Genomic DNA, 19,764 nt, shown 5'->3' on the forward strand with positions numbered 1-19,764 from the left:
CAGCAATAAGGTTATCTATGCTGAACATTTGTTTTTTCTATAACCAAATCATCTGAAATTTCTTTCAGGGCATTTACGAAAACATCAATATCCGCTTTTGTGGTCATATGGCTAAATGAAATACGTAAAGGTGTACAATTATCCATTTCATCTTCTGATAGAACCATCATCATAACCATTGAAGGTTTTGATGCTCCTGACGAACATGCACTCCCCTGAGAAATGGCGATCCCTTTCATATCCAACTGCAAACCTATTAGCGGATTTTTATATGGTAAAAGGGCACTTAAAACAGTGTATAAACTATTTTCAGTTTCGGCACTTCTTCCATTGAACTTAATCCCTGCTATTTCAGCAGATAATCTTTCAATGGTATAATTTTTTATTTCCTGGATATGATGGGTGTATGCTTCCATATGATTAAGAGAAAGCTCTAAAGCTTTTCCAAGCCCCACAATACCTGCAACATTCTCAGTACCGGCTCTCAGACTTCTTTCCTGAGGTCCTCCTGTGATAATCCCCTTAAGGCCTGTCGCTTTTCTGATAAAGGCAAAACCTACTCCTTTTGGTCCATGGAATTTATGTGCACTGCATGAAGCAAAATCTACCGGAATGTCAGAGAAATCAAGATCGATATGCGCCATGGTCTGAACAGTATCAGAATGCAGAAGTGCATTATTTGCTTTGCATATCTCAGCCATCTTTTTAAGGTTGGTGATATTTCCGATCTCATTATTGGCATGCATTAAGCTTACAAGGGTCTTTTTATCTGATGCCTTTAAAAGTTCTTCCAATTTATTAAGATCGATATCTCCTTTTTCATTCGGACGGATATAAACAACCTCTACCCCTTTTCTTGCCTTCATATCAATTATACTCTCTGAAACACATTTGTGTTCCAGTGGAGAGCTGATGATTCTTTGTACTCCAAGGTGTTCCACACTGGATTTAATGATCATATTGTTGGACTCTGTTCCACATGATGTAAAAATAATCTCAGCGGGCGTTACATGAAGATAATCAGCCACCTGCCTTCTCACATTTTCGATCAGGATTTTAGCTTCCTGCCCAAAACTATGTGTAGAAGAAGGATTTCCAAAGTTTACCTTCATGGTACCTACCATTGCATCAATAACTTCTTCTGAAAGGGGTGTTGTTGCTGCGTTATCTAAATATACTTTATTCATTTTATTTTGAATATTTTAATACGACGGAATTGAATTGATAATTGGAAGGAACTGTAAAAACCACCCAAGGATTGGATATCACCTGGATCTCCATTCCTCCGGACTCACGCTGTGGAACTTCTACATACAAAACATTATCCTTCACTGAAAGACTTTTTATCTCACTGATCTTATGGTCTCCTGACCTAAAAGTTCCAAGGTTGTATAAAACAGCTTTTTGATTTTTTGGAAAGGCAGGGTATTTAATTGCTGCATCCTGTCCTAGTTCAGCAAGGCTGGAATTACCTTTTATAATTTTCTGAAGCTCTTCTTCACTTTTAAGAATTTTGAAGCCAGCGGTTTCAGTGCCACCCTGAGATTCAGAAACAAGGATTTCACCTCCTTTTTGTGTATCATTAGATACTGAAGACGGTGCACTTGTACAGCTCATGAAAAAAGCAAGGAACCAAATAAACAGTTTATTCATTGTTACATTTTTACCTCCCAAAATTAGTGAAAAAATTGGTAATGTCCTTCATTTGCCCATTTCAGCATTTGCTTATCTCCTGAAGTATCGCCAAAAGCAATTATTTTATCGTATTTTGAATTGTTGATCTGCTCCTGTATTCTTATCAGTTTTTCTTTTCCGTTACAGTTTTTCCCTATAAAATTCCCTGTAAAAACCCCGTTTTTAAACTCTGCACGCGTGGAAACCAGCTGCATTTTCAACTCCTCTGCAAATGGTTTTACCCAAATATCCAGAGAAGCCGTAACTAATAGACTCTGAGTATTATTACGATCTATATTTTTAATAAAGTCGAGTGCATTTTCACGTACAATCTTAGGATAGTGCTGCTCAAAAAACTGTCTCGATTTTCGTTCTATTTTTTCTTGTGATTGTCCTTTCAGTATTGAACCGATGAAGCTTTTTTTGACCTTTTCCGTTTCCGCCAGTTTTAATTTCAATAAAATAAACAGAGGAACATGTCTTAAAAATTGTATATGGTATTTCGTAGAATCATAAAATTTCAGATACATAAACATTGTATCCTTATAGGTAATCGTTCCATCAAAATCAAAACAATACAATTTTTTCATTTTATCAGAGCTTTAATTTTTTAAATATAAATTCAGGAATATTCCTGATAATCATCATAATAATTCCCCAGACAGGCAATACATAAGCTACATTTTTTTGTTTTTTATACGCATTGTAAATGGAAGCTGCAGCCTGTTTTGGCTTAGCCGTTAATCTTGGATTTAACGGAAGCCCTTCTGTCATTTTAGTTTCCATAAACCCTGGTTTAATCGTCAGCACATATACTTTCTTATCAAACAGATAATTCCTCAGCCCACTTAAATAGGCTGTAAATGCTGCTTTTGCACTTCCATAAATGAAGTTACTCTGCCTCCCCCGATCTCCTGCCACAGATGACAATCCTATGATTGTACCTGATCTTCTGCTTTCAAATTTCTGGGCAAAATAATTCATCACAGGAACCAGTTTTGAATAATTGATATTAATTATTCTTTCCGTATTTTTATTATCATACAAACCTTCTTCTGTTCCATCACCTAAATATCCCGTTGCACAAAATAATACATTTGAATTGACATGATCAAATCGGGTGTAATCTATTTCTTTCATTAAATCCAACTCAATCACCTCAGCCTGTTGCAGAAATTTAACATCAATATGTCTTGCGAACCTTTCCGTGGTTTCCTTATTTGAGGTCAGAAGATAGATTTTCTCATATTTTTCACCTTCCTGCAGAGCCTTTTCAACAAAGGCTTGTGCTACTTCAGAGGTACTTCCCAGAACTATCATTTATGAATTATTATTTATGATTCTTTTGTGCTGTAACGACACAAATTTAGGATTTTGAATATTTTTAAGGTAATTCGTCAAAGAAGATTTACTCATGCTGTCTTTGGTCAAATAAATTCTACCTCCGAATTCCTGAACAATATCATCAAGCTGTTTTACCAGCTTTTTAAGTTTCGAATTTACTTTAAAATCAAGTGCCAAAGTGTACCCTTCTATAGGAAATGAGTTGTAAGCTTCCTCGTTATTCTTTCCAAAGAGTTTTAAAACAGCCAGAAAGGATCCGTTTCCGCTATTGGCAATGGTTTCCAGGATCTTCTTCATCCCCTCCTTTCCGGAGTCTTTAGGAATTACCATCTGATATTGGATAAAACCTGATTTACCATAAATTTTATTCCAATCGGTAACAAAATCCAGAGGGTAAAAGTATGTTTCATAATCTATAAAGCTTTTAACTTCTTTTTTAGACTGCTTTTTATAATACAGCAGATTAAATATTTTTACCGTTAAAGCATTCAGTACAAAGCCTGGAAAATAAAAAGGAACAGTTGGTTGAAACTTTTTCTTAAGCCGTAAAGGGCTTTTTGCCATATTCTGAGGAAGTTCATGCTGAAAAGCATGTTCTCCCCTCATCAAAATGCTCCTTCCAATATTCTTACCCTTTTGTAAGCAATCGATCCAGGCAACAGTATATGTCCAGTTTTCACTTTCTTCAAAAAGCCTGAATATTTCATCAAGGTTTTCAGCTTTAATGCTTTCCTGGCGAATATAAGCTGATTCTATATTTTTAAGCTTAAACTTTGCCGTCAGAATAATGCCCGTAAGTCCCATTCCGCCGATAGTTGCCCAGAATTTATCTGAATTCGTCTCTCTTGAACATGTTATGATCTCCCCATTTTCATTCATGAGTTTAAACTCAATGACATATTCTGAAAAACAACCTTCTGAATGATGGTTTTTACCATGTACATCTGATGCGATGGCGCCTCCAACAGTAACAAACTTGGTTCCCGGAGTTACATAAAGAAAGTATCCTTGCGGAACAGCTATTTCCAAAACATCTGAAAGCAGCACTCCGGATTCGCATTCTATAATACCGTTCAACCGGTCAAAGCTGATAAATTTATTGAGTTTTTTTGTCGAAAATATATGTTCCCCTAATGAAGCATCTCCATAACATCTTCCATTCCCTCTCGCGATCACTTCATTATGGTTCAATACAAATTCCCTTATATTTCTGAAGCTGTCTTCAGACTTCATTTCTTTTTCCACTACAGGAAAATTGCCCCAATTGGTAACTTTTTGTATGAAATTCGGCTTCATTTTTTAAAATAAATTTGAATTAAAAATGTTGCAACCCACAATAGTAAGGTAACCTGTATATACCTGTCCCTGTACACTATTTTTGTAGGGGATTCCGTTCTGTTATACACTAGAGTCTGCTGCAGGTATCTGAGAAAGGCAAATACTACAAAAATAACGGTATAAAAAACCCTTTCATGAAATTTTGCCTGTACCTCCGGTGACAGGGTAAACATTAAATAACACATAATGGCCAATGTAACAGAAATAGACAGTGCTATATCGGCAAACTGTACGTTATAACCGTCCAGAGCACGTCTCGTCTTACCCGAAACCTGCGCATTGATTAATTCACCTCTTCTTTTTCCTATTGCCAATACCAATGCCAGAACAAATGTAAGCAGTATAGCCCACTGTGAAATACTGATTCCGGTAATGTAACCTCCTGCAAGAACCCTTAATACAAACCCTGTGGCTATGATAAAAATATCAATAATAGGAACATGCTTCAACCTGAATGTATAAGCAAGATTCATCACAAAGTAAAATGCAATAATGGTTGCAAATTTCCAGAGAAGTTGCTCGAAATAGAACTGAGCAAAAAGAACAAGGAAAATATCTGTAATTGCGAGTCCTATTAAAATTCCTATAGCTTTTGATTTAGAGATAGCACCACTCGCCAGCGGTCTTCTTCTTTTTTCAGGATGCCTGCGATCTGCCTCTATATCATTGTAATCATTCAGAATATAAACCATGCTGGCAGCAAGCGAAAAGATAACAAAAGCAAAAATACTCTTGGTAAGCAGATCAAGGTTTTTGATATTGCCGGAAAAAAATAATGGCACAAAAACAAATAAATTTTTTACCCATTGTTCTACACGCAGCAGTTTAAGATATTTCTTCATTTATGTTATTTCAATTGCAAAAATAGTAATTTCAAGATGAGTAGCATAAAAGTACAAAAAAAACCGCCGTGGCGGTCTTTTAAGAAAATATTTATATATTAAATTAATTACTTGCCTTGTTTGGCTTCATTAATCATTTTTTCATTGGCTGTAATGGCAAACTCTACCCTTCTGTTTTTTGCTCTTCCTTCTTCCGTATCATTGCTGGCTACAGGCATATTTTTACCTTCTCCTTTCGTAAACATTCTTCCTGAAGCGATTCCTTTACCTGCTAAATATGCTTTAACCGCATCTGCTCTTCTCTGAGAAAGGGCCATATTATAAGCATCTTTACCAACGCTATCTGTGTGTCCGTAGATATTGATGTTCGTGTCTGGATTATTGGCCAATACCTGAGCTAATTTATCAAGGTTGGTCTGAGCTACAGAGGTAAGGTTGGATGAATCGAATGCAAAGTTTACTATACTTTCATTCATCGTCACTTTAATACCATCTCCTACTCTTTCTACTTCAGCACCAGGTAAAGTTTCTTTAATTTCTTTAGCCTGCTTATCCATTTTGTTACCGATAACGTTACCTGCAACACCACCAATAATACCACCTAATACAGCTCCTAAAGCTCCGTTTCCTCCTTTACCTACGTTGTTACCTAAGATACCTCCAAGTACAGCTCCCGATGCAACACCTACTGCTGTACCTCTTTGCTGGTGGTTAGAATTCTGAACTGCTTCACAACTAGACAACAATAATGTTGATGATAGGAAAAGACCTGCGATATATGTTTTATTAAATTTCATCTTTTTATTTTTTTTGTTACTTAAATTATTTTACTCCTGTTCTCTGGAAATTATACACAACTCTTACTGTGCTTCCGTCAAAAGGAACATTCTGTTCAAGGGAAAACTGATCTGTTGATTGGTTGATCAGGTTTAAAGAATATCCTACTGTATTTTGCTTAGCTTTTGTTCCTGTAGCAATCTTTTTGAACATAAAGGTATTTCCGTTCTTTACTTCAAACTTAATTGGCTGTGTAATGCTAGGGCATGAACCACCTCCGCTTAGAGTATACGCTCCGGTATAGTTATTGGGAATCAATCTCCAATGACTTCCTACGAAACATTGTGCATCTGCTCCTTCATCAAACGGTTTAATTTTAAATCCTTTATCATAATCGATACTAACAATCTCCCAATCTCCTTTAATCTTTAAAAAATCAGATTTTTGGTTTTGTGATGTTTGTGCATTTTTCACTGAGGAACAAGACACTGCAAAAAGTGATGTTCCCAACATTCCTGCAAGTAGTAACTTTTTCATTTTGTCGTTTATTTTTTGTTACATTAAAGTTACAAAAAACCGTGCCAAAATTGAAAAATAAAAACAAAAAAGTCCGAAAAATTCGGACTTTTTATCACATACACTGTAATACAGTGAAATATATTATTTTTTAACGGCCTTTTTTACGGATTTCGTAGCCTTTTTTACAGCTGATGCCTTACCGTTATAGAAGTTCGTATAAGCATATTCAGCAGCCTTCTTTAGATCGATAACACCTCCGGCTTGAGAAAGGTCGGCAAATCCATTTTCCGTACTTGGATTACTTGACTTTACAAGAGCTTCAATGATCTGGTCAGGTCTTAAATTAGGCATATAAGCTAATAAAACCGCAGCAGCACCGGCAACAACAGGTGATGCCATTGAAGTTCCCTGAAGATATTCATATTCACTCGTTGGAACCGTAGAATAAATCTCTTCACCCGGAGCAAAAACATTTACCATTTTCTTATTAAAGTTTGAGAAGCTCGCTCTCAACTCATTGTTTCTATTAGTACTTGCTCCTACAACAATCACGTTATTTACGAAAGGTTTTTCGTCTGTAATATTTTTAAAGTTGGTAGGATATGCAAGGTGCTCAGCAACATCTTCATTTTCATTTCCGGCTGCCTTTACAAGGAGAACTCCTTTATCTTCGGCATATTTGAATGCATCCCAAACAACATTTTTACCTGGAGACACTGGTTTTCCAAAGCTCATATTTAATACTTTAGCTCCATTATCTACAGCATATCTGATAGCGTTAGCAACATCCTTATCTCTCTCATCTCCATTAGGAACAGTTCTCACGGACATAATTTTTGCTACTCTTGAAGCTACCCCGTACTGAACTTCTTTCCCCTGAGGTAATCCAGCAATAATACCGGCAACGTGAGTCCCGTGTTCTGCATCAGGCCCCTGATAATGATTATTACCGTAATTTTTTTGAGAATAATCATCATAGTTATCTCCAACAATTTCGGCTCTTGTATCATAGCTTAGATCATATTGTTTTGCTGCAGGAGCAAAATGATCGATAGCACCTTTCATTTCTTTCTTCATTGAAGTTTCGAAATCTGCAGAAGATTTCCCTGCAAATTCAGGACTATGGGCAACCTGAGTCAGAATATTAAGTGCAATTGCATCTTTTTGTTCTGTTGGAGCCTTTATAGCAGCAATATTTTCAGAAGTCACTGATTTCCCTCCTAACAATTTAATCATGTTCGGAATCAGATCATTGATCATTGTGTATTGCTGGAGACTTTGCTTAGCTTCAACACTTTTCTTTGTGAAAAGTTCTTTAGCCTTCATATACATGGCAAACTCTTCAGGCATTTTAGCTTGATTGGCTTTATTCTTAGTAGAATCATCTCCTTCGAATACAGGCTTATATTTAGCTACGACCCTTGTCACCTCCATATTATCAACGTCTACATCACCATTCTTTCCTCCGATAAAATTCCATCCGTGAACATCATCGATATAGCCATTACCGTCATCATCTTTTCCGTTACCCGGAACTTCATTCGGGTTTGACCAGATATTTTTGATCAGTCCCGGATGATCCACCTGCACTCCACTGTCCAGAACACCTACAACAACAGTCTTAGGCTTCAGACCTTTAGATTCTAAATATTTATATGCATTTTCTGTATTGACACCATATACTTTGGTTGTTCCAAAATCTTTATGGTACCAGGTCATTAAATCTTTATTTTCTTTCGGGTCAACGCTCTTCGCCTGTGCTTCCTGTGCAAAAGCAGAATTAAAGCCTGCTAAAAAGACAGCAGCTAATAATACCTTTTTCATGCTAGTATGATTGTTTAATATTTTTTATATAAGTCAAAGATTCAGGCCCTTTGTTACAAATAAGGTCCAAAATTGACAGATCACTTAAAAATCCCATTTTATCAGAAAATGTCTGATAGTAATCATCCATTTTATATTCGGAAGCAAATTTTGCAGAAAATTTTTCTCTGAAATTTACTTCTTCAGGATTTTTGATATACTCTTCATTCAAAGAGTATGCCTTTTCCGTTTTTAGGATTTGTTGTATGATCTCTAAACCTTTAAGATTGAAATCCAAAAGATAGTTTTCTTTTAATTCAAATAATCTGATCAGTTTGTCTTCATAAAATTCGAAATAAGGAGAACTTTGATAAGCTGTCTTGATTGATTTCCAATGGAGCTTTCTCCAATCTTCCCTGTTGGAGATCTCTATTTCTTTGAATTGTCTTTTACCCGTATGACTGATCGGAATGATCAAAGAAAGTTTTCCGTTTGCCCCATACATATTCGCCCGGTTTCGGTACGTTTGTTTGGGGAAATTTTCGAATTGTTCAAAGGTAACCTCATTTTCAGGGTCTAAAAACACTGAAAACCAGGAAATCGGTGGTAAATAAAACACCGGTAATAATACATTCTTCATATTCATAATACAAAAATGAAGTATTTTTTCAAATACTTCATTCTATTTTAAAATTTATTTTACTTTATAAATCCTCCTCAGTTTTTTTCTTTCTGAATAGTTTAACAAAATAGTCCCATCCGAAGAATAGAATAAGAATCATCGCTGCAATCCACCAGTATGAAGTTTTATTGGCTTCTCCTGTATTTGTAGCTTTAAACATTCTCTCCCAACGGATCTTGAAAGGCGCCTGATATGTAGAGCTGGCATCTTTGAAAACACCTTGCAGACTCATCCATGTAAACATTGGCTTTCCTACAATATTTTCTTCAGGAACAAAACCAAAGAATCTTGCATCAAGTGAAGCATCTCTGTTATCTCCAACCATCATATAATAATCCTGTTGGATTGTATACTGATTGGCTTCTTTACCATTGATTAGAATTTTTCCGTCTTTATTTTCCAGGCTATTGTGTTCATACTCCGAAATAATCCACTGATACATCGGAAGCGTTTCTTTATTAATTGCGACCACATCACCTTTCTTAGGTATTCTAAGAGGTCCGTACCAATCCTGATTCCAAGGCTTATTGATAGGAAATATAGATTGAGTGGTATCGATACTTTTTGTGTAAGCCGTTCTGTCGGCATTAAGCTTGTGCTGAACCGTAGCTGAATCCTTAGGAAAAATACTTTCTTCCATATCAATTACGTTCGGCAATGCTTTGATCTCTTTAGCCGTTTTATCAGTTAATCCCTGGAACATGTATACAAATCCTTTATCCGTCTGCATTTCCCTTACCGGCAAGAATCCATACGTATTGTATAATCCTGGAATATCCAATTGAGTACCTGTGTTAACTGTATATGCGTGCTGAACTTCCTGATCCCCTAAAACCGTTTCTGGCTTTCCATTTACAAAAAGTCTTCCAGCTCTCATTTCAAAAGTATCGCCGGCAGTTGCCACACATCTTTTTACATAAGGGTCTTTCCTGTCAATAGCTGTATGCACTGAATCCTGAGGATAGTTGAAAACAAGGACATCATTTTTCTGAGGTTTGCTGAATTGCATTATTCTGGCGTAAGGTAGCTTCACTCCATCAACATAAGATTTGGGATCATCCTTCGGGTTTCCTTTTTCTCCGGAATCAAAGATTGTTCCCTGTAAGAAAGGAATTGCAAGCGGACGCATCGGCAATCTGTACCCATAGCTCCATTTATTTACAAAAAGGAAATCTCCTACTAAAAGGGTTCTTTCCATGGATCCTGTAGGGATACCGAAAGGTTGTGTTACAAAAACGTGAATAATCGTTGCAAATACAACAGCAAAAGTCACTGAACCTATGAAGGAATCTTTCTTTTTGGCATTTTTCTCTTCATCCGTCAGGAATAGCTCATTTTCGTCTTCTAACTCTGTATCTTTAGAATAATTGACCGTAGCCATATATATGAACGGCAAAATAACAGTTAGAAGCTGGTGCTGGAAAAGATTTTTTCCAAACTTTTTCATAAGATAAATATGAAAAACCGACATCATAATCGGACCTACGATCGGCAAATAGGATAAAATAGCCCACCATTTAGGGTGTTTGGTCTCTTTTAAAACAATAAAATAATTGTAAAAAGGTATAAAAGCAAATAAAGGGCTATACCCTAATTTTTTGAACAGCTTCCATGTTGAAATCCCCATTAATACGGATAAAATGAGAACGTATACTGTATAAGTTAAAAAATAATTCATAAATTTTGTGCCTTATTCTATTGATTTGTGTTGAGCAACTGTTTTTATTAGTTTACTATTTGGAGCATTTGTTACAAGTTAAAGCCCTAAAACATCTTTCATTGTAAAGTTTCCTTTCTTGTCTTTAATCCATTCCGCAGCTACTACGGCCCCTAATGCAAAACCGTTTCTGTTAAATGCGGTATGTTTTATTTCAATTTCATCCACTTCACTTCTGTAAAAGACACTGTGCGTTCCCGGAACTTCATCTTCACGAATAGCGAAAATACCCAGCTGATTCCCCTGAGTTTCTTCAAGCTTCCAGGCATCAAATTTGGGATTATTTCTAAATATTCCTTCGGCCAGAGAAATTGCCGTTCCGCTTGGAGCATCCAGTTTATGAATGTGGTGAATTTCTTCCAACTGACAAGAATATTCGTTAACATTTTTCATCAGATCAGCCAGCTTTTCATTCAAAGCAAAGAATAAATTAACGCCTAAACTAAAATTGGAACCATATAAAAATGCCGTCTGATTTTCCACCGCAATTCTTTCTACTTCAGCCTTTTTCTCTAACCATCCTGTTGTACCGCAAATCACTGGAATTTTATTTTCCAGACATGCTTTTATATTATTAAAAGCTACTTCAGGTAACGAAAACTCGATAACAACATCGGGATTATTAAGGTTTTCAGCAGTTGGAGTTTCTTTAAGGCGGGCAACTACTTCATGTCCTCTATTTGTTGCAATCTCATCAATGATCTTGCCCATTTTTCCATATCCAACTAATGCTATTTTCATGTAATTTATTTTAGATATACCTACTTACGATCTAGAACCTGTAGCTCAGACTTAATCCGGTCTTTGGAGGTTCTATACTAAACTGGTCCTGAATAACTGTAGGTTTAAAAGTTAAATCAGGGTCATGGCGGCTTTCATAAAGGTGTGCATCTACAACAGCATCTACTATACTCAGGATATAGATCAGCCCGGTAATTGCGATTGCATAGTCCCTTTGTCTTTTCGCTCTGTCCTGAACGTTCGCCAGTGCAACTTTATCAAGCCATGGACGACTATCGATAAATTCATTGGGAGTTCCGTTCAATTTAGCAATATAGTACTCTCTGTACTTCTTGTATTGTTTATCATTCCACATGGCTATTCCTACTCCGGTACCTACAGCACCCCAAACGATAGGAATTTTCCAGTATTTTTTGTTGTAAAATTGCCCTAGTCCAGGGAAAACAGCCGAGTATAAACCCGCTTTTGTTGGATTTAATTTTAATGTTTTTGCTGTGGGGCCGTTGGCTTTTTCCAGATCAGCCACCACTTTAGCTTCAGACTTTTGAGGCTTTGCGGCAGGGATACTATCCTTCGGGTAGTGCTCTACCCGAATGGTATCATTAGGATTTACTTGTGAGTAAGCAGCAGCATACAGGCACAAGAAAAAAGTGAACAATAATTTCTTCATTTATTTAATGTGGGATAGAATATATTCCAATTCATCCTCATTCTTAAAGTCAAGAACAATTTTACCTTTTTTACCATTTCCGGTGGTTTTGATCTCCACTTTTACATCTAAAATGTCAGCAATTGTTTTCTGAGCTCTTTTATAGTTATTGGAAAGTTCAGCCTTTACCTTTTTGGCAGCAGGTGATTTTGGATTTTTTAAAGCTGTAGCAGCCTGTTCAGCCTGACGTACATTCAACTGTTCTTTAATGATAAGGTCAAACAAAATTTGTTGTAGCTCCTCATTTTCCATACTGATAATAGCACGGCCATGTCCTGCAGAAATCTCACCACTTCTGATAGCATTCTGAATATCGGGGCTTAGTCTCAATAACCTGATAGAATTGGTAATCGTACTTCTGTCTTTTCCTACTCTCTGGCTAAGGTTTTCCTGAGTCATTCCGATTTCGTCCAAAAGTCTTTGATACGTCAATGCAATCTCAATAGAATCAAGATCTTCCCTCTGGATATTTTCAACAAGAGCCATTTCTAAAAGCTCCTGATCGTTTACCAAACGGATATAAGCAGGAACAGAAGTTAGTCCGGCAATTTTACTCGCTCTGAAACGTCTTTCCCCTGATATAATTTCAAATCTCTCGCCTTCTTTTCTAAGAGTGATCGGTTGGATCACCCCTAAATTTTCTATAGACTGTGCGAGTTCATTGAGTGCTTTTTCGTCAAAATAAGTTCTTGGCTGGGTTGGGTTGGGATAAATATCTTCAATCGCTACTTCTACGATATTTCCAACAAACTTATCTGCTCCCTCATCAGTAGCAGAGTTCACTGTAGCTTTGGATTCAGCACTTAAAATAGCACCCAAACCACGTCCCATAGCTCTTTTTTTGTCCTTCATAGATATTTTTGATAAATGATGACAATTACAACCAAGATCAGCTGATCCACATTGCAATTATCTATTATTTACTCTTAATTAATTCTTTACTAAATTTTCATTTTTCAACAGAACTTCTTCTGCTAACTGAATATACTGAATTGCTCCTTTACTTTCGGCATCATAATTCAGGATGCTTTCCCCGAAACTTGGTGCTTCACTTAATCTCACATTTCTGCTGATGATGGTTTCAAAAACCATTTCCGGGAAGTGTGCATTTACTTCTTCCACCACCTGATTGGATAATCTTAACCTGCTATCATACATCGTTAGAAGTAAACCTTCAATGTCCAGATCTTTGTTATGAATCTTTTGAACATTTTTGATGGTATTCAAAAGTTTTCCTAAACCTTCCAATGCAAAATATTCACATTGGATCGGAATGATTACAGAATCAGCAGCTGTAAGCGCATTTACAGTAATCAATCCCAAACTCGGAGCACAGTCAATAATGATAAAATCATACTCATTTTTTACGCTTTCCAATGCTTTTTTCAGCATATACTCACGATCTTCCTTGTCTACCAATTCAATTTCAGCTGCTACAAGGTCTATATGAGACGGTACGATATCTAGATTTGGTGTTGCTGTCTTTTTAATACAAGTGGCAGTATCCACACTGTGTTCTAAAAGATTGTACGTAGAATACTGGACATCTTCCACACCCAATCCTGAAGTAGCATTAGCCTGAGGATCGGCATCGATGATTAATATTTTCTTTTCCAATACCCCTAATGCCGCAGCAAGATTTACAGCTGTTGTCGTTTTTCCAACTCCCCCTTTCTGATTAGCGATACCTATGATTTTTCCCATTATTAGAACTTTAAGCCTCAAAAATACACATTTTTCTTTGCTCTGAATGAATGATGAAAAGTAAAAATGAGTTAAAATATTGTTAATAAGGAAATTAACCCTAAAAAAAATTATCCACAAAAAATAGTATTTTGTGGATAACTGTCAAGATTTGTTTGATATAGATTATTCAAACTTCATAGAAATCGGAAATTTGAAATAACTTCTTACGGCTTCACCTTTTTTATTTTTTCCAGGAATCCATTTTCCTCTGATCGATTTTACTGTTCTGATTGCTTCACTATTGAAATCTGCATTTCCTCCATTGGCTTTGATACCGGAAATAGTTCCATCAATTTCAACAATAAAAGTGATCGTTGTTTTCACGACTCCGTCGCTCTCAAATCCGGAGACATCAAAGTTATTCATTACTTTATTTCTGAAGGAATCGATTCCACCTACGAAATTAGCTTCAACACTAAGCGCTTCTGCATCCACTATGGAATTCCCGGGATTTGCAGGTTGTACAGGCTGTGGGTTTGCCGGCGGAGAAGCAGGACCTGTTCCGATATGGGGTGCGGGCGGTATATAAGTATTTTTGATCGACTCCCCATCAAGATTATTAACCAAACCCGGAGCTGCATCGGCAGGCTTTTCAACTTTTACAGGCTCTATTGCATGCGCTGCTGGTGTTGGTATCTGGCTATCATACTGTTTAGTGTTTGGAGGGGTTACAGGTTTAACGATCTGCACTGGTGGAGTTTGTTCAGGAGTAGCGGGGTCTTTGAGTTTAATAACTACTGGCGGCCCATCAACAGGCACATGCACCGGAGTGCTGTTACTAAATGCTGAAATGATCATTGGAGTAATGGAAACCGCAGCCAACAAACTTACACCTACAAACAGTGCCTTTGTTAGTATTTTATCGGACTCATTTCTCAAAACATAAGCGCCATATTCCTTGTTACGATGCTCGAAAAGAACTTCATTGAAGCGAAATTCCTGATTAGTGTGTAGGTGTTTCATCACTTAAAAGATTTAAACGGTTAATAAAAAATCTGATTATTAGTTTTTATAGCACTTATCGATAAGTAATGTTACACCATCAAAACATTTGCCATTTTATTGACAAAACATTAATATTTTAAAAAAATTTATGACAATCGATAAAATTAACTATGCAAGCAATAGTAAAGTATTAAAAACACCATTATAGATATTAAAATTATTCAACAATATTATACTTTTGACTAATTAAATTCATTAATATTTTAAAAATAATAAAAACCACATCTTAAAATAGGAAAAATACTGAGATATTGAACCCAAAGTCAAAATACATTTGTACCATACCAAACCGGGGATGCTGAAAACCGAAAAGAGTAAGCAAAAAAAATAAAAACTTAATAATTATGCCAACTTTAACTCAAGAAGCAAAATCAAACTCATTAATGAGCATGCTTTTAAAACAAGTGTATGACACCGTAACCAATGGTGGAGACCCGGACTCTCTGGGACCAAATGATTTCATTTCATTTGACCCGGTAGGGATTACTCTATCCGAAGACACCTTTGATTACGCACTCAACGGACTATTTGGGGACGCCCCGTCACCAAAACCAATGCTGGACGCTAAAGGAGAACCTATCCTGGATGCTAACGGAAATCCGAAAATTGACATGGAGGCTTACCAGAACGCCCTGTCAAACAGTAAATTCAGAAAATATCTTCAAATGGAGCAATTTGCTGCAATGGTGGATGTCATTCCTTCTCAGCTTCCTCCACTTACCAGTTCAGGCAACGGAAGGGTAATGTCGATCATGAGCATTATGAACGATTCCCAGAAAAGAGTATCTAAAGTATATGAAGATCTTTTGCAATGGTCCGTAGTCGTTGATACTCAATTTGATGAAAAAGTAGAAAAAAAGCTGAATACGTTAAGGGATAAGCTTTTCAAAATTAAGAAGGTAAAAAACACAGACTTTGATCCTAATTCACCTATAGACGACACAAACAAACCTGAGATCTTCCACACTTTCGTTTCTCCGATGTATTCTAAATATGTAGAATATCAGATGAAATATTACGATATCGTAGACGCCAATAATGAAATCAGAACTGCTGCCGATAACGGAGATGCGGAAGCAATGGCCAAATTATCGATCGATGGCAAGAACATGAAAAAAAGAGAAGATGCATCCCTTAAAGCGTGGCAATCTCTTGGATACAAAGAAGCCGTCGAGAAAATACAAAATTATTTAAGTGAAGTAGAGCAGAAAAACATGCTCGTCATCAAAAAAAGGATGGAATCTGAGTTCAGAAACAGTCAGAGAACAAGGGTTCTGGACTATACAAATTATTCACCATCCGTTCCGGTTGCCGCTAATGCATTAAAAGAGTCTAAAGGATGGCCCACAGTTACCATCGTAGAAGGTGAATCTAATTATGATTATTCAAAATCAGTTCACAACTGGGGTGCAGCCGCAGGATTTAGCATGGGCATTTTCTCTATCGGTGCAAAAGGTGGCGGAAAGCACGAAAAAACAAAGATCAATACAGATTATACGAATATGAAGGTCTCTTTCAAGCTTGGAAAAGTAAGAGTGGAAAGAGGATGGCTTAATCAGAACTTTATTGAATCCAAATACTGGAAATTACATGAGCAATCTCCTCAAACTTTAAGTGGCGATGTCATCAGCGACGGAAAAGGAAAAGGATTAATGCCTTCTATCATTACAGAGCTTATCATTGCCAAAGACGTTTGCCTTGATTTTACAAACAACAGTACTGCTTTTACGGATGTTAAAAACTCTGTCAGTGCGGGGGCTGCAGTTGGAATAGGACCGTTCGTTTTCGGCGGAAGCTATAGTTACGATAACCAGGATGTACAATCCAATGCCAAATGGAATGGAAAGAAACTGAATTCTGACGGAATCTACATTATCGGTTATAAATGCCATGTCATTCCGAAATCACCGGATCCAAATCCGGAGATCAAAAAATGGACTGACGGAAAATCATAATATCCTTCTCATCAAGAATAGCCGGCAGATTTTTCTGTCGGTTATTTACAAAACAAAAACTAATGCCATGAAATATTTTATTGCCGTCTACCAGAAACTTAAAAACACTTATCTATCCCAAAGCTCGATGGAAAATGACCTTCCCATGATATGTCCTTCCCTCAGGGTATATGAAAATGAAGAACTTGAGCTTTTAAAGCCACAAAACCAGCTCAACGATGATCAGAAAAAAGCCCTTTCTATTATTAAAAAGCAGAATATGGCCTACGAACTTAACTCAGTTCCTATATCTTCTCAGTTCTGGGACCTGAATCCTAACAATTCCCTGTTTGACATTTATCGTGATATTCTAGATAAAAACAATTTAAAAAATCTTGAAGAAAGCCTTGATAAGACACTGGCAATTGAAAGTTCCATCCTTTTCGATGCTAAAAAGAATGACACTAAAGAATTTAAAGCTTACAAAAAATACAGACTGGCCCATGAGCAGGTAATTGATAAGATCACAGCTCATCTCGAGCTTTTTGACGGTCTGGACAGCGATGAGGAAAGAAACAATTGGAATGATCAGCTTACTCATTTAAACGGAACAAAAGAGATCGCCTTTTCAGATTGGAAAATAAAAGGAAATAAAGATAACATCGATAAAGAATTGACAAGAATCAACAAAGCTTCTGATGCAGATGTCTATCTCGCAATGGCCCAAAATGCTAAAAACACCTTTGAAGCTGCTGAAAAAACCGACGTAATCACTAATGCTTCTATTCATGATATTAATTTTATCCCTTATGATTTCATGGAAAATGAATCAGGATGGAACAATATAAGAATTGAAAAACAGGAACTCGAAACCTTATATACGGAAGCAAAAAACTCCCACGAAAACCTCCCTTCAGAAATTCTTTCGATTGACTATGACGAGGATGTTATTCAGGCGGTCGAACTGGATTATTCTTTTGTGCATTTAAAAAGAAACTGGTTCAGCAAAAACTTTATGCTCTCGCAATTATTTGAATGGAATGAGCCAAAAAAAATATCGGACGGACAAACAATTTCCAGTGATTTTAAACTACCCGCTTTTCCAAAGACCATGATTTTAATAAAGAATCTGAAAATAATTTTAGATCCTTCAATTACAAATGATGCAATCAACAACCCGGATCAACTTATTTATTTTGGTCCTCTGATCATGAAGCAGCAGCTTTTTGTCAATAAAAACAATAATCAAAAGTTCTTAAAGGCCATTACAAATGTAAAAACCATTAAATCCGACCAGCTCAGCAACTTAACCAGAAAAACAGCCCTTTATGAAAACTCAAAGATTACTGCCACAGAATTCATAACAAAACCTGAATCTGAACCTGTTGCGGAAACAGCCAAAGTACATCCGATCCCTGCATTCAACAGGATTAATATGAATGTTCTCAATAGTGTAAGGAATGTAAGACCGGTTACTCCCGTTTCAACACCACAACCCGTAACTCCTGCTCCACCAGTAAAACCTGTAATCCCCATTAGAAATACAGGAATCTTTGTCCCCATAAAATACCCTATCCAGGTTCCATCATCAGGAGCGAATATACAATTCAGGGTCCTGGATAAAATCAATAACGATCCTGTTTATAAATGTTCAATCTCCATTAAAGGAACCAACAACAGCAGAATTTATGAAATAGAAACAAACGAAGCAGGAATTGTCAATCAGGTTATCGCATTAGGCGAATACAGTATTGAGCTGAGAATAGATGATTACTCAGTTTTGAACCAAAACTTCAGTGTAACAAGTACAACTCCTATTAATTTAGAATACAAACTTCAGAGAGAGGAAATTAAATTCAAGTCATTTTTCTTGATCGGAATGATTTGTGAGAAGATGCCAAAGATTCCCGTTAGCTAACTTTCGTGAATATATGGACGAACCCTACTCAAAAATAGTTTAATCTTTTAATAAACAAAAAAACACCATGAAACTCTTAAAATACAATACGAAAGCGCCTGAAGTTCTCACATTATGTGAACTTCTTTATAAGCTGGGATATCCTATTAAAATTTCAGATTCTTTCAGCCTGGAAGTAGATGCGGCAGTTAAAGATTTCCAAAGCAAAAATGCTTTAGTAATAGACGGAATTGTCGGAATAAAAACATGGGCAGTATTACTGCAGAAAAATTCTAATCCGATTATCTCAACGGATAAATTCCTTAAAGAAAGTGACCTTATCTCGTTTGCTGACCAGTACGATCTTGAATTAGCAGCTGTAAAAGCCGTTAATGAAATTGAAAGCAGTGGAAAAGGTTTTTTAATCAACAATAAACCTAAAATTCTTTTTGAAGGGCATATTTTCTGGAATGAACTCGAAAAGCGAGGAATTAATCCAAACTCTTATTACAACGAGTCAAGTAAAGACATTCTTTATCCTAAATGGACCAGAACCTATTACCTGGGCGGGGTTAGAGAATATGACCGATTAAATGAGGCTATAAGTTTAGGGACTGATGTTAAATTTAAAGACGCCGCATTATCTTCAGCATCCTGGGGAAGCTTTCAGATCATGGGATTCCATGCTAAAAATTTAGGTTATACCGATGTTAATGATTTTGTGTCCAAAATGGAGATCAATGAAGGAGAACACCTGAAAGCTTTTGGAAAGTTTTTAGAAAAGAATGGACTTTTGGTTCATTTGAGAAATAAAAACTGGGGCAATTTTGCAAAAGGCTATAATGGTACGGGTTATAAGCAGAATAAATACGATGAAAAGCTTGCTAAGGCTTATGCAAAATATTTGAATTAGATGGTTAAAAGCAGTACACTGATTTCAAAAGTTCCCTTTGTTCTGCAATTGAAACTCTCACAGAAAAAAATTCGGATTAATCGATGAAATCTGTGGGAGTTTTTTTCATATATAATTTAAGTT

At 36.4% G+C, this 19,764-nt stretch carries 19 protein-coding genes; 3 read left to right on the top strand and 16 right to left on the bottom strand.

Translation table 11 applies throughout. The features are described from left to right. Nucleotides 1-11 precede the first annotated feature (11 nt). The 16 genes from AAEU33_RS20865 to AAEU33_RS20940 all read right to left on the bottom strand — a co-directional run bounded on the left by AAEU33_RS20865 (nucleotide 12) and on the right by AAEU33_RS20940 (nucleotide 14,855). On the bottom strand, nucleotides 12-1,187 hold the full coding sequence (locus AAEU33_RS20865; RefSeq protein WP_172276707.1) for a cysteine desulfurase family protein: 1,176 nt from the start codon (nucleotides 1,185-1,187) through the stop codon (nucleotides 12-14). Nucleotide 1,188: 1 nt separating this feature from the next. Then, the gene (locus tag AAEU33_RS20870; protein WP_345990113.1) at nucleotides 1,189-1,653 is read right to left on the bottom strand and encodes a hypothetical protein; all 465 of its coding nucleotides are present in this window, start codon (nucleotides 1,651-1,653) and stop codon (nucleotides 1,189-1,191) included. 23 nt (nucleotides 1,654-1,676) lie between these two features. Continuing rightward, complete coding sequence (locus tag AAEU33_RS20875) at nucleotides 1,677-2,264, bottom strand: HAD family hydrolase (RefSeq protein ID WP_345990115.1); 588 nt, start codon at nucleotides 2,262-2,264, stop codon at nucleotides 1,677-1,679. A 4-nt stretch (nucleotides 2,265-2,268) separates the two neighbouring features. Beyond that, a complete protein-coding gene (locus AAEU33_RS20880; RefSeq protein ID WP_345990116.1) occupies nucleotides 2,269-2,994 on the bottom strand; it encodes an SDR family NAD(P)-dependent oxidoreductase in 726 nt (241 codons plus the stop codon). Next, nucleotides 2,995-4,314: an FAD-binding protein gene (locus AAEU33_RS20885; RefSeq protein WP_172276695.1), complete on the bottom strand. Its 1,320-nt coding sequence runs from the start codon at nucleotides 4,312-4,314 to the stop codon at nucleotides 2,995-2,997. Further along, nucleotides 4,311-5,198 carry a decaprenyl-phosphate phosphoribosyltransferase gene (locus AAEU33_RS20890; RefSeq protein WP_172276692.1) on the bottom strand — a complete coding sequence of 296 codons (888 nt, stop codon included), beginning with the start codon at nucleotides 5,196-5,198 and terminating at the stop codon, nucleotides 4,311-4,313. The genes AAEU33_RS20885 and AAEU33_RS20890 overlap by 4 nt, the downstream gene beginning before the upstream one ends. A 107-nt stretch (nucleotides 5,199-5,305) precedes the next feature. Further along, complete coding sequence (locus tag AAEU33_RS20895; RefSeq protein WP_345990118.1) at nucleotides 5,306-5,995, bottom strand: OmpA family protein; 690 nt, start codon at nucleotides 5,993-5,995, stop codon at nucleotides 5,306-5,308. 25 nt (nucleotides 5,996-6,020) lie between these two features. After that, nucleotides 6,021-6,512 (bottom strand): hypothetical protein, encoded by a 492-nt coding sequence (locus AAEU33_RS20900; protein WP_345990120.1) that lies wholly within the window; start codon nucleotides 6,510-6,512, stop codon nucleotides 6,021-6,023. Between the two features lie 123 nt (nucleotides 6,513-6,635). Beyond that, a complete protein-coding gene (locus AAEU33_RS20905; RefSeq protein ID WP_172276663.1) occupies nucleotides 6,636-8,318 on the bottom strand; it encodes a S8 family serine peptidase in 1,683 nt (560 codons plus the stop codon). Between the two features lies 1 nt (nucleotide 8,319). After that, nucleotides 8,320-8,937, bottom strand: coding sequence for a WbqC family protein (locus AAEU33_RS20910; protein ID WP_345990121.1), 618 nt, complete (start codon nucleotides 8,935-8,937; stop codon nucleotides 8,320-8,322). A gap of 64 nt (nucleotides 8,938-9,001) precedes the next feature. Then, the gene (gene lepB / locus AAEU33_RS20915) at nucleotides 9,002-10,657 is read right to left on the bottom strand and encodes a signal peptidase I (RefSeq protein WP_345990123.1); all 1,656 of its coding nucleotides are present in this window, start codon (nucleotides 10,655-10,657) and stop codon (nucleotides 9,002-9,004) included. Nucleotides 10,658-10,735: 78 nt separating this feature from the next. Beyond that, entirely contained in the window at nucleotides 10,736-11,437 is a 702-nt protein-coding gene (gene dapB, locus AAEU33_RS20920; protein WP_172276654.1) for a 4-hydroxy-tetrahydrodipicolinate reductase, read from the bottom strand. 31 nt (nucleotides 11,438-11,468) lie between these two features. After that, complete coding sequence (locus AAEU33_RS20925) at nucleotides 11,469-12,107, bottom strand: DUF5683 domain-containing protein (RefSeq protein ID WP_172276651.1); 639 nt, start codon at nucleotides 12,105-12,107, stop codon at nucleotides 11,469-11,471. Next, complete coding sequence (locus tag AAEU33_RS20930) at nucleotides 12,108-12,998, bottom strand: ParB/RepB/Spo0J family partition protein (protein WP_172276648.1); 891 nt, start codon at nucleotides 12,996-12,998, stop codon at nucleotides 12,108-12,110. Nucleotides 12,999-13,076: 78 nt separating this feature from the next. Next, the gene (locus AAEU33_RS20935; protein ID WP_172276645.1) at nucleotides 13,077-13,850 is read right to left on the bottom strand and encodes an AAA family ATPase; all 774 of its coding nucleotides are present in this window, start codon (nucleotides 13,848-13,850) and stop codon (nucleotides 13,077-13,079) included. A 165-nt stretch (nucleotides 13,851-14,015) separates the two neighbouring features. Further along, nucleotides 14,016-14,855 carry an energy transducer TonB gene (locus AAEU33_RS20940; protein WP_345990125.1) on the bottom strand — a complete coding sequence of 280 codons (840 nt, stop codon included), beginning with the start codon at nucleotides 14,853-14,855 and terminating at the stop codon, nucleotides 14,016-14,018. Nucleotides 14,856-15,241: 386 nt separating this feature from the next. Here AAEU33_RS20940 and AAEU33_RS20945 point away from each other — a divergent pair, with 386 nt between their 5' ends. The 3 genes from AAEU33_RS20945 to AAEU33_RS20955 all read left to right on the top strand — a co-directional run bounded on the left by AAEU33_RS20945 (nucleotide 15,242) and on the right by AAEU33_RS20955 (nucleotide 19,641). Beyond that, complete coding sequence (locus tag AAEU33_RS20945) at nucleotides 15,242-16,852, top strand: hypothetical protein (RefSeq protein ID WP_172276639.1); 1,611 nt, start codon at nucleotides 15,242-15,244, stop codon at nucleotides 16,850-16,852. Nucleotides 16,853-16,919: 67 nt separating this feature from the next. Continuing rightward, nucleotides 16,920-18,749, top strand: a complete 1,830-nt coding sequence (locus AAEU33_RS20950; protein ID WP_345990127.1) for a hypothetical protein — start codon at nucleotides 16,920-16,922, stop codon at nucleotides 18,747-18,749. Nucleotides 18,750-18,816: 67 nt separating this feature from the next. After that, nucleotides 18,817-19,641, top strand: coding sequence for an N-acetylmuramidase family protein (locus AAEU33_RS20955; RefSeq protein WP_345990128.1), 825 nt, complete (start codon nucleotides 18,817-18,819; stop codon nucleotides 19,639-19,641). Nucleotides 19,642-19,764 lie beyond the last annotated feature (123 nt).

It is taken from the genome of Chryseobacterium sp. Chry.R1, assembly GCF_039645525.1.
Classification (GTDB): Bacteria; Bacteroidota; Bacteroidia; order Flavobacteriales; family Weeksellaceae; genus Chryseobacterium; species Chryseobacterium proteolyticum.

Bases quoted from the DNA above. Each gene is read 5' to 3' on its own strand.
- AAEU33_RS20890 (WP_172276692.1), bottom strand. From the start codon at position 5,198: ATGAAGAAATATCTTAAACTGCTGCGTGTAGAACAATGGGTAAAAAAT.
- AAEU33_RS20910 (WP_345990121.1), bottom strand. From the start codon at position 8,937: ATGAAGAATGTATTATTACCGGTGTTTTATTTACCACCGATTTCCTGG.
- AAEU33_RS20950 (WP_345990127.1), top strand. From the start codon at position 16,920: ATGAAATATTTTATTGCCGTCTACCAGAAACTTAAAAACACTTATCTA.
- AAEU33_RS20895 (WP_345990118.1), bottom strand. From the start codon at position 5,995: ATGAAATTTAATAAAACATATATCGCAGGTCTTTTCCTATCATCAACA.
- AAEU33_RS20875 (WP_345990115.1), bottom strand. From the start codon at position 2,264: ATGAAAAAATTGTATTGTTTTGATTTTGATGGAACGATTACCTATAAG.
- AAEU33_RS20880 (WP_345990116.1), bottom strand. From the start codon at position 2,994: ATGATAGTTCTGGGAAGTACCTCTGAAGTAGCACAAGCCTTTGTTGAA.
- AAEU33_RS20940 (WP_345990125.1), bottom strand. From the start codon at position 14,855: ATGAAACACCTACACACTAATCAGGAATTTCGCTTCAATGAAGTTCTT.
- AAEU33_RS20870 (WP_345990113.1), bottom strand. From the start codon at position 1,653: ATGAATAAACTGTTTATTTGGTTCCTTGCTTTTTTCATGAGCTGTACA.
- AAEU33_RS20905 (WP_172276663.1), bottom strand. From the start codon at position 8,318: ATGAAAAAGGTATTATTAGCTGCTGTCTTTTTAGCAGGCTTTAATTCT.
- AAEU33_RS20945 (WP_172276639.1), top strand. From the start codon at position 15,242: ATGCCAACTTTAACTCAAGAAGCAAAATCAAACTCATTAATGAGCATG.
- dapB (WP_172276654.1), bottom strand. From the start codon at position 11,437: ATGAAAATAGCATTAGTTGGATATGGAAAAATGGGCAAGATCATTGAT.
- AAEU33_RS20925 (WP_172276651.1), bottom strand. From the start codon at position 12,107: ATGAAGAAATTATTGTTCACTTTTTTCTTGTGCCTGTATGCTGCTGCT.
- AAEU33_RS20955 (WP_345990128.1), top strand. From the start codon at position 18,817: ATGAAACTCTTAAAATACAATACGAAAGCGCCTGAAGTTCTCACATTA.
- lepB (WP_345990123.1), bottom strand. From the start codon at position 10,657: ATGAATTATTTTTTAACTTATACAGTATACGTTCTCATTTTATCCGTA.
- AAEU33_RS20900 (WP_345990120.1), bottom strand. From the start codon at position 6,512: ATGAAAAAGTTACTACTTGCAGGAATGTTGGGAACATCACTTTTTGCA.
- AAEU33_RS20935 (WP_172276645.1), bottom strand. From the start codon at position 13,850: ATGGGAAAAATCATAGGTATCGCTAATCAGAAAGGGGGAGTTGGAAAA.
- AAEU33_RS20865 (WP_172276707.1), bottom strand. From the start codon at position 1,187: ATGAATAAAGTATATTTAGATAACGCAGCAACAACACCCCTTTCAGAA.
- AAEU33_RS20885 (WP_172276695.1), bottom strand. From the start codon at position 4,314: ATGAAGCCGAATTTCATACAAAAAGTTACCAATTGGGGCAATTTTCCT.
- AAEU33_RS20930 (WP_172276648.1), bottom strand. From the start codon at position 12,998: ATGAAGGACAAAAAAAGAGCTATGGGACGTGGTTTGGGTGCTATTTTA.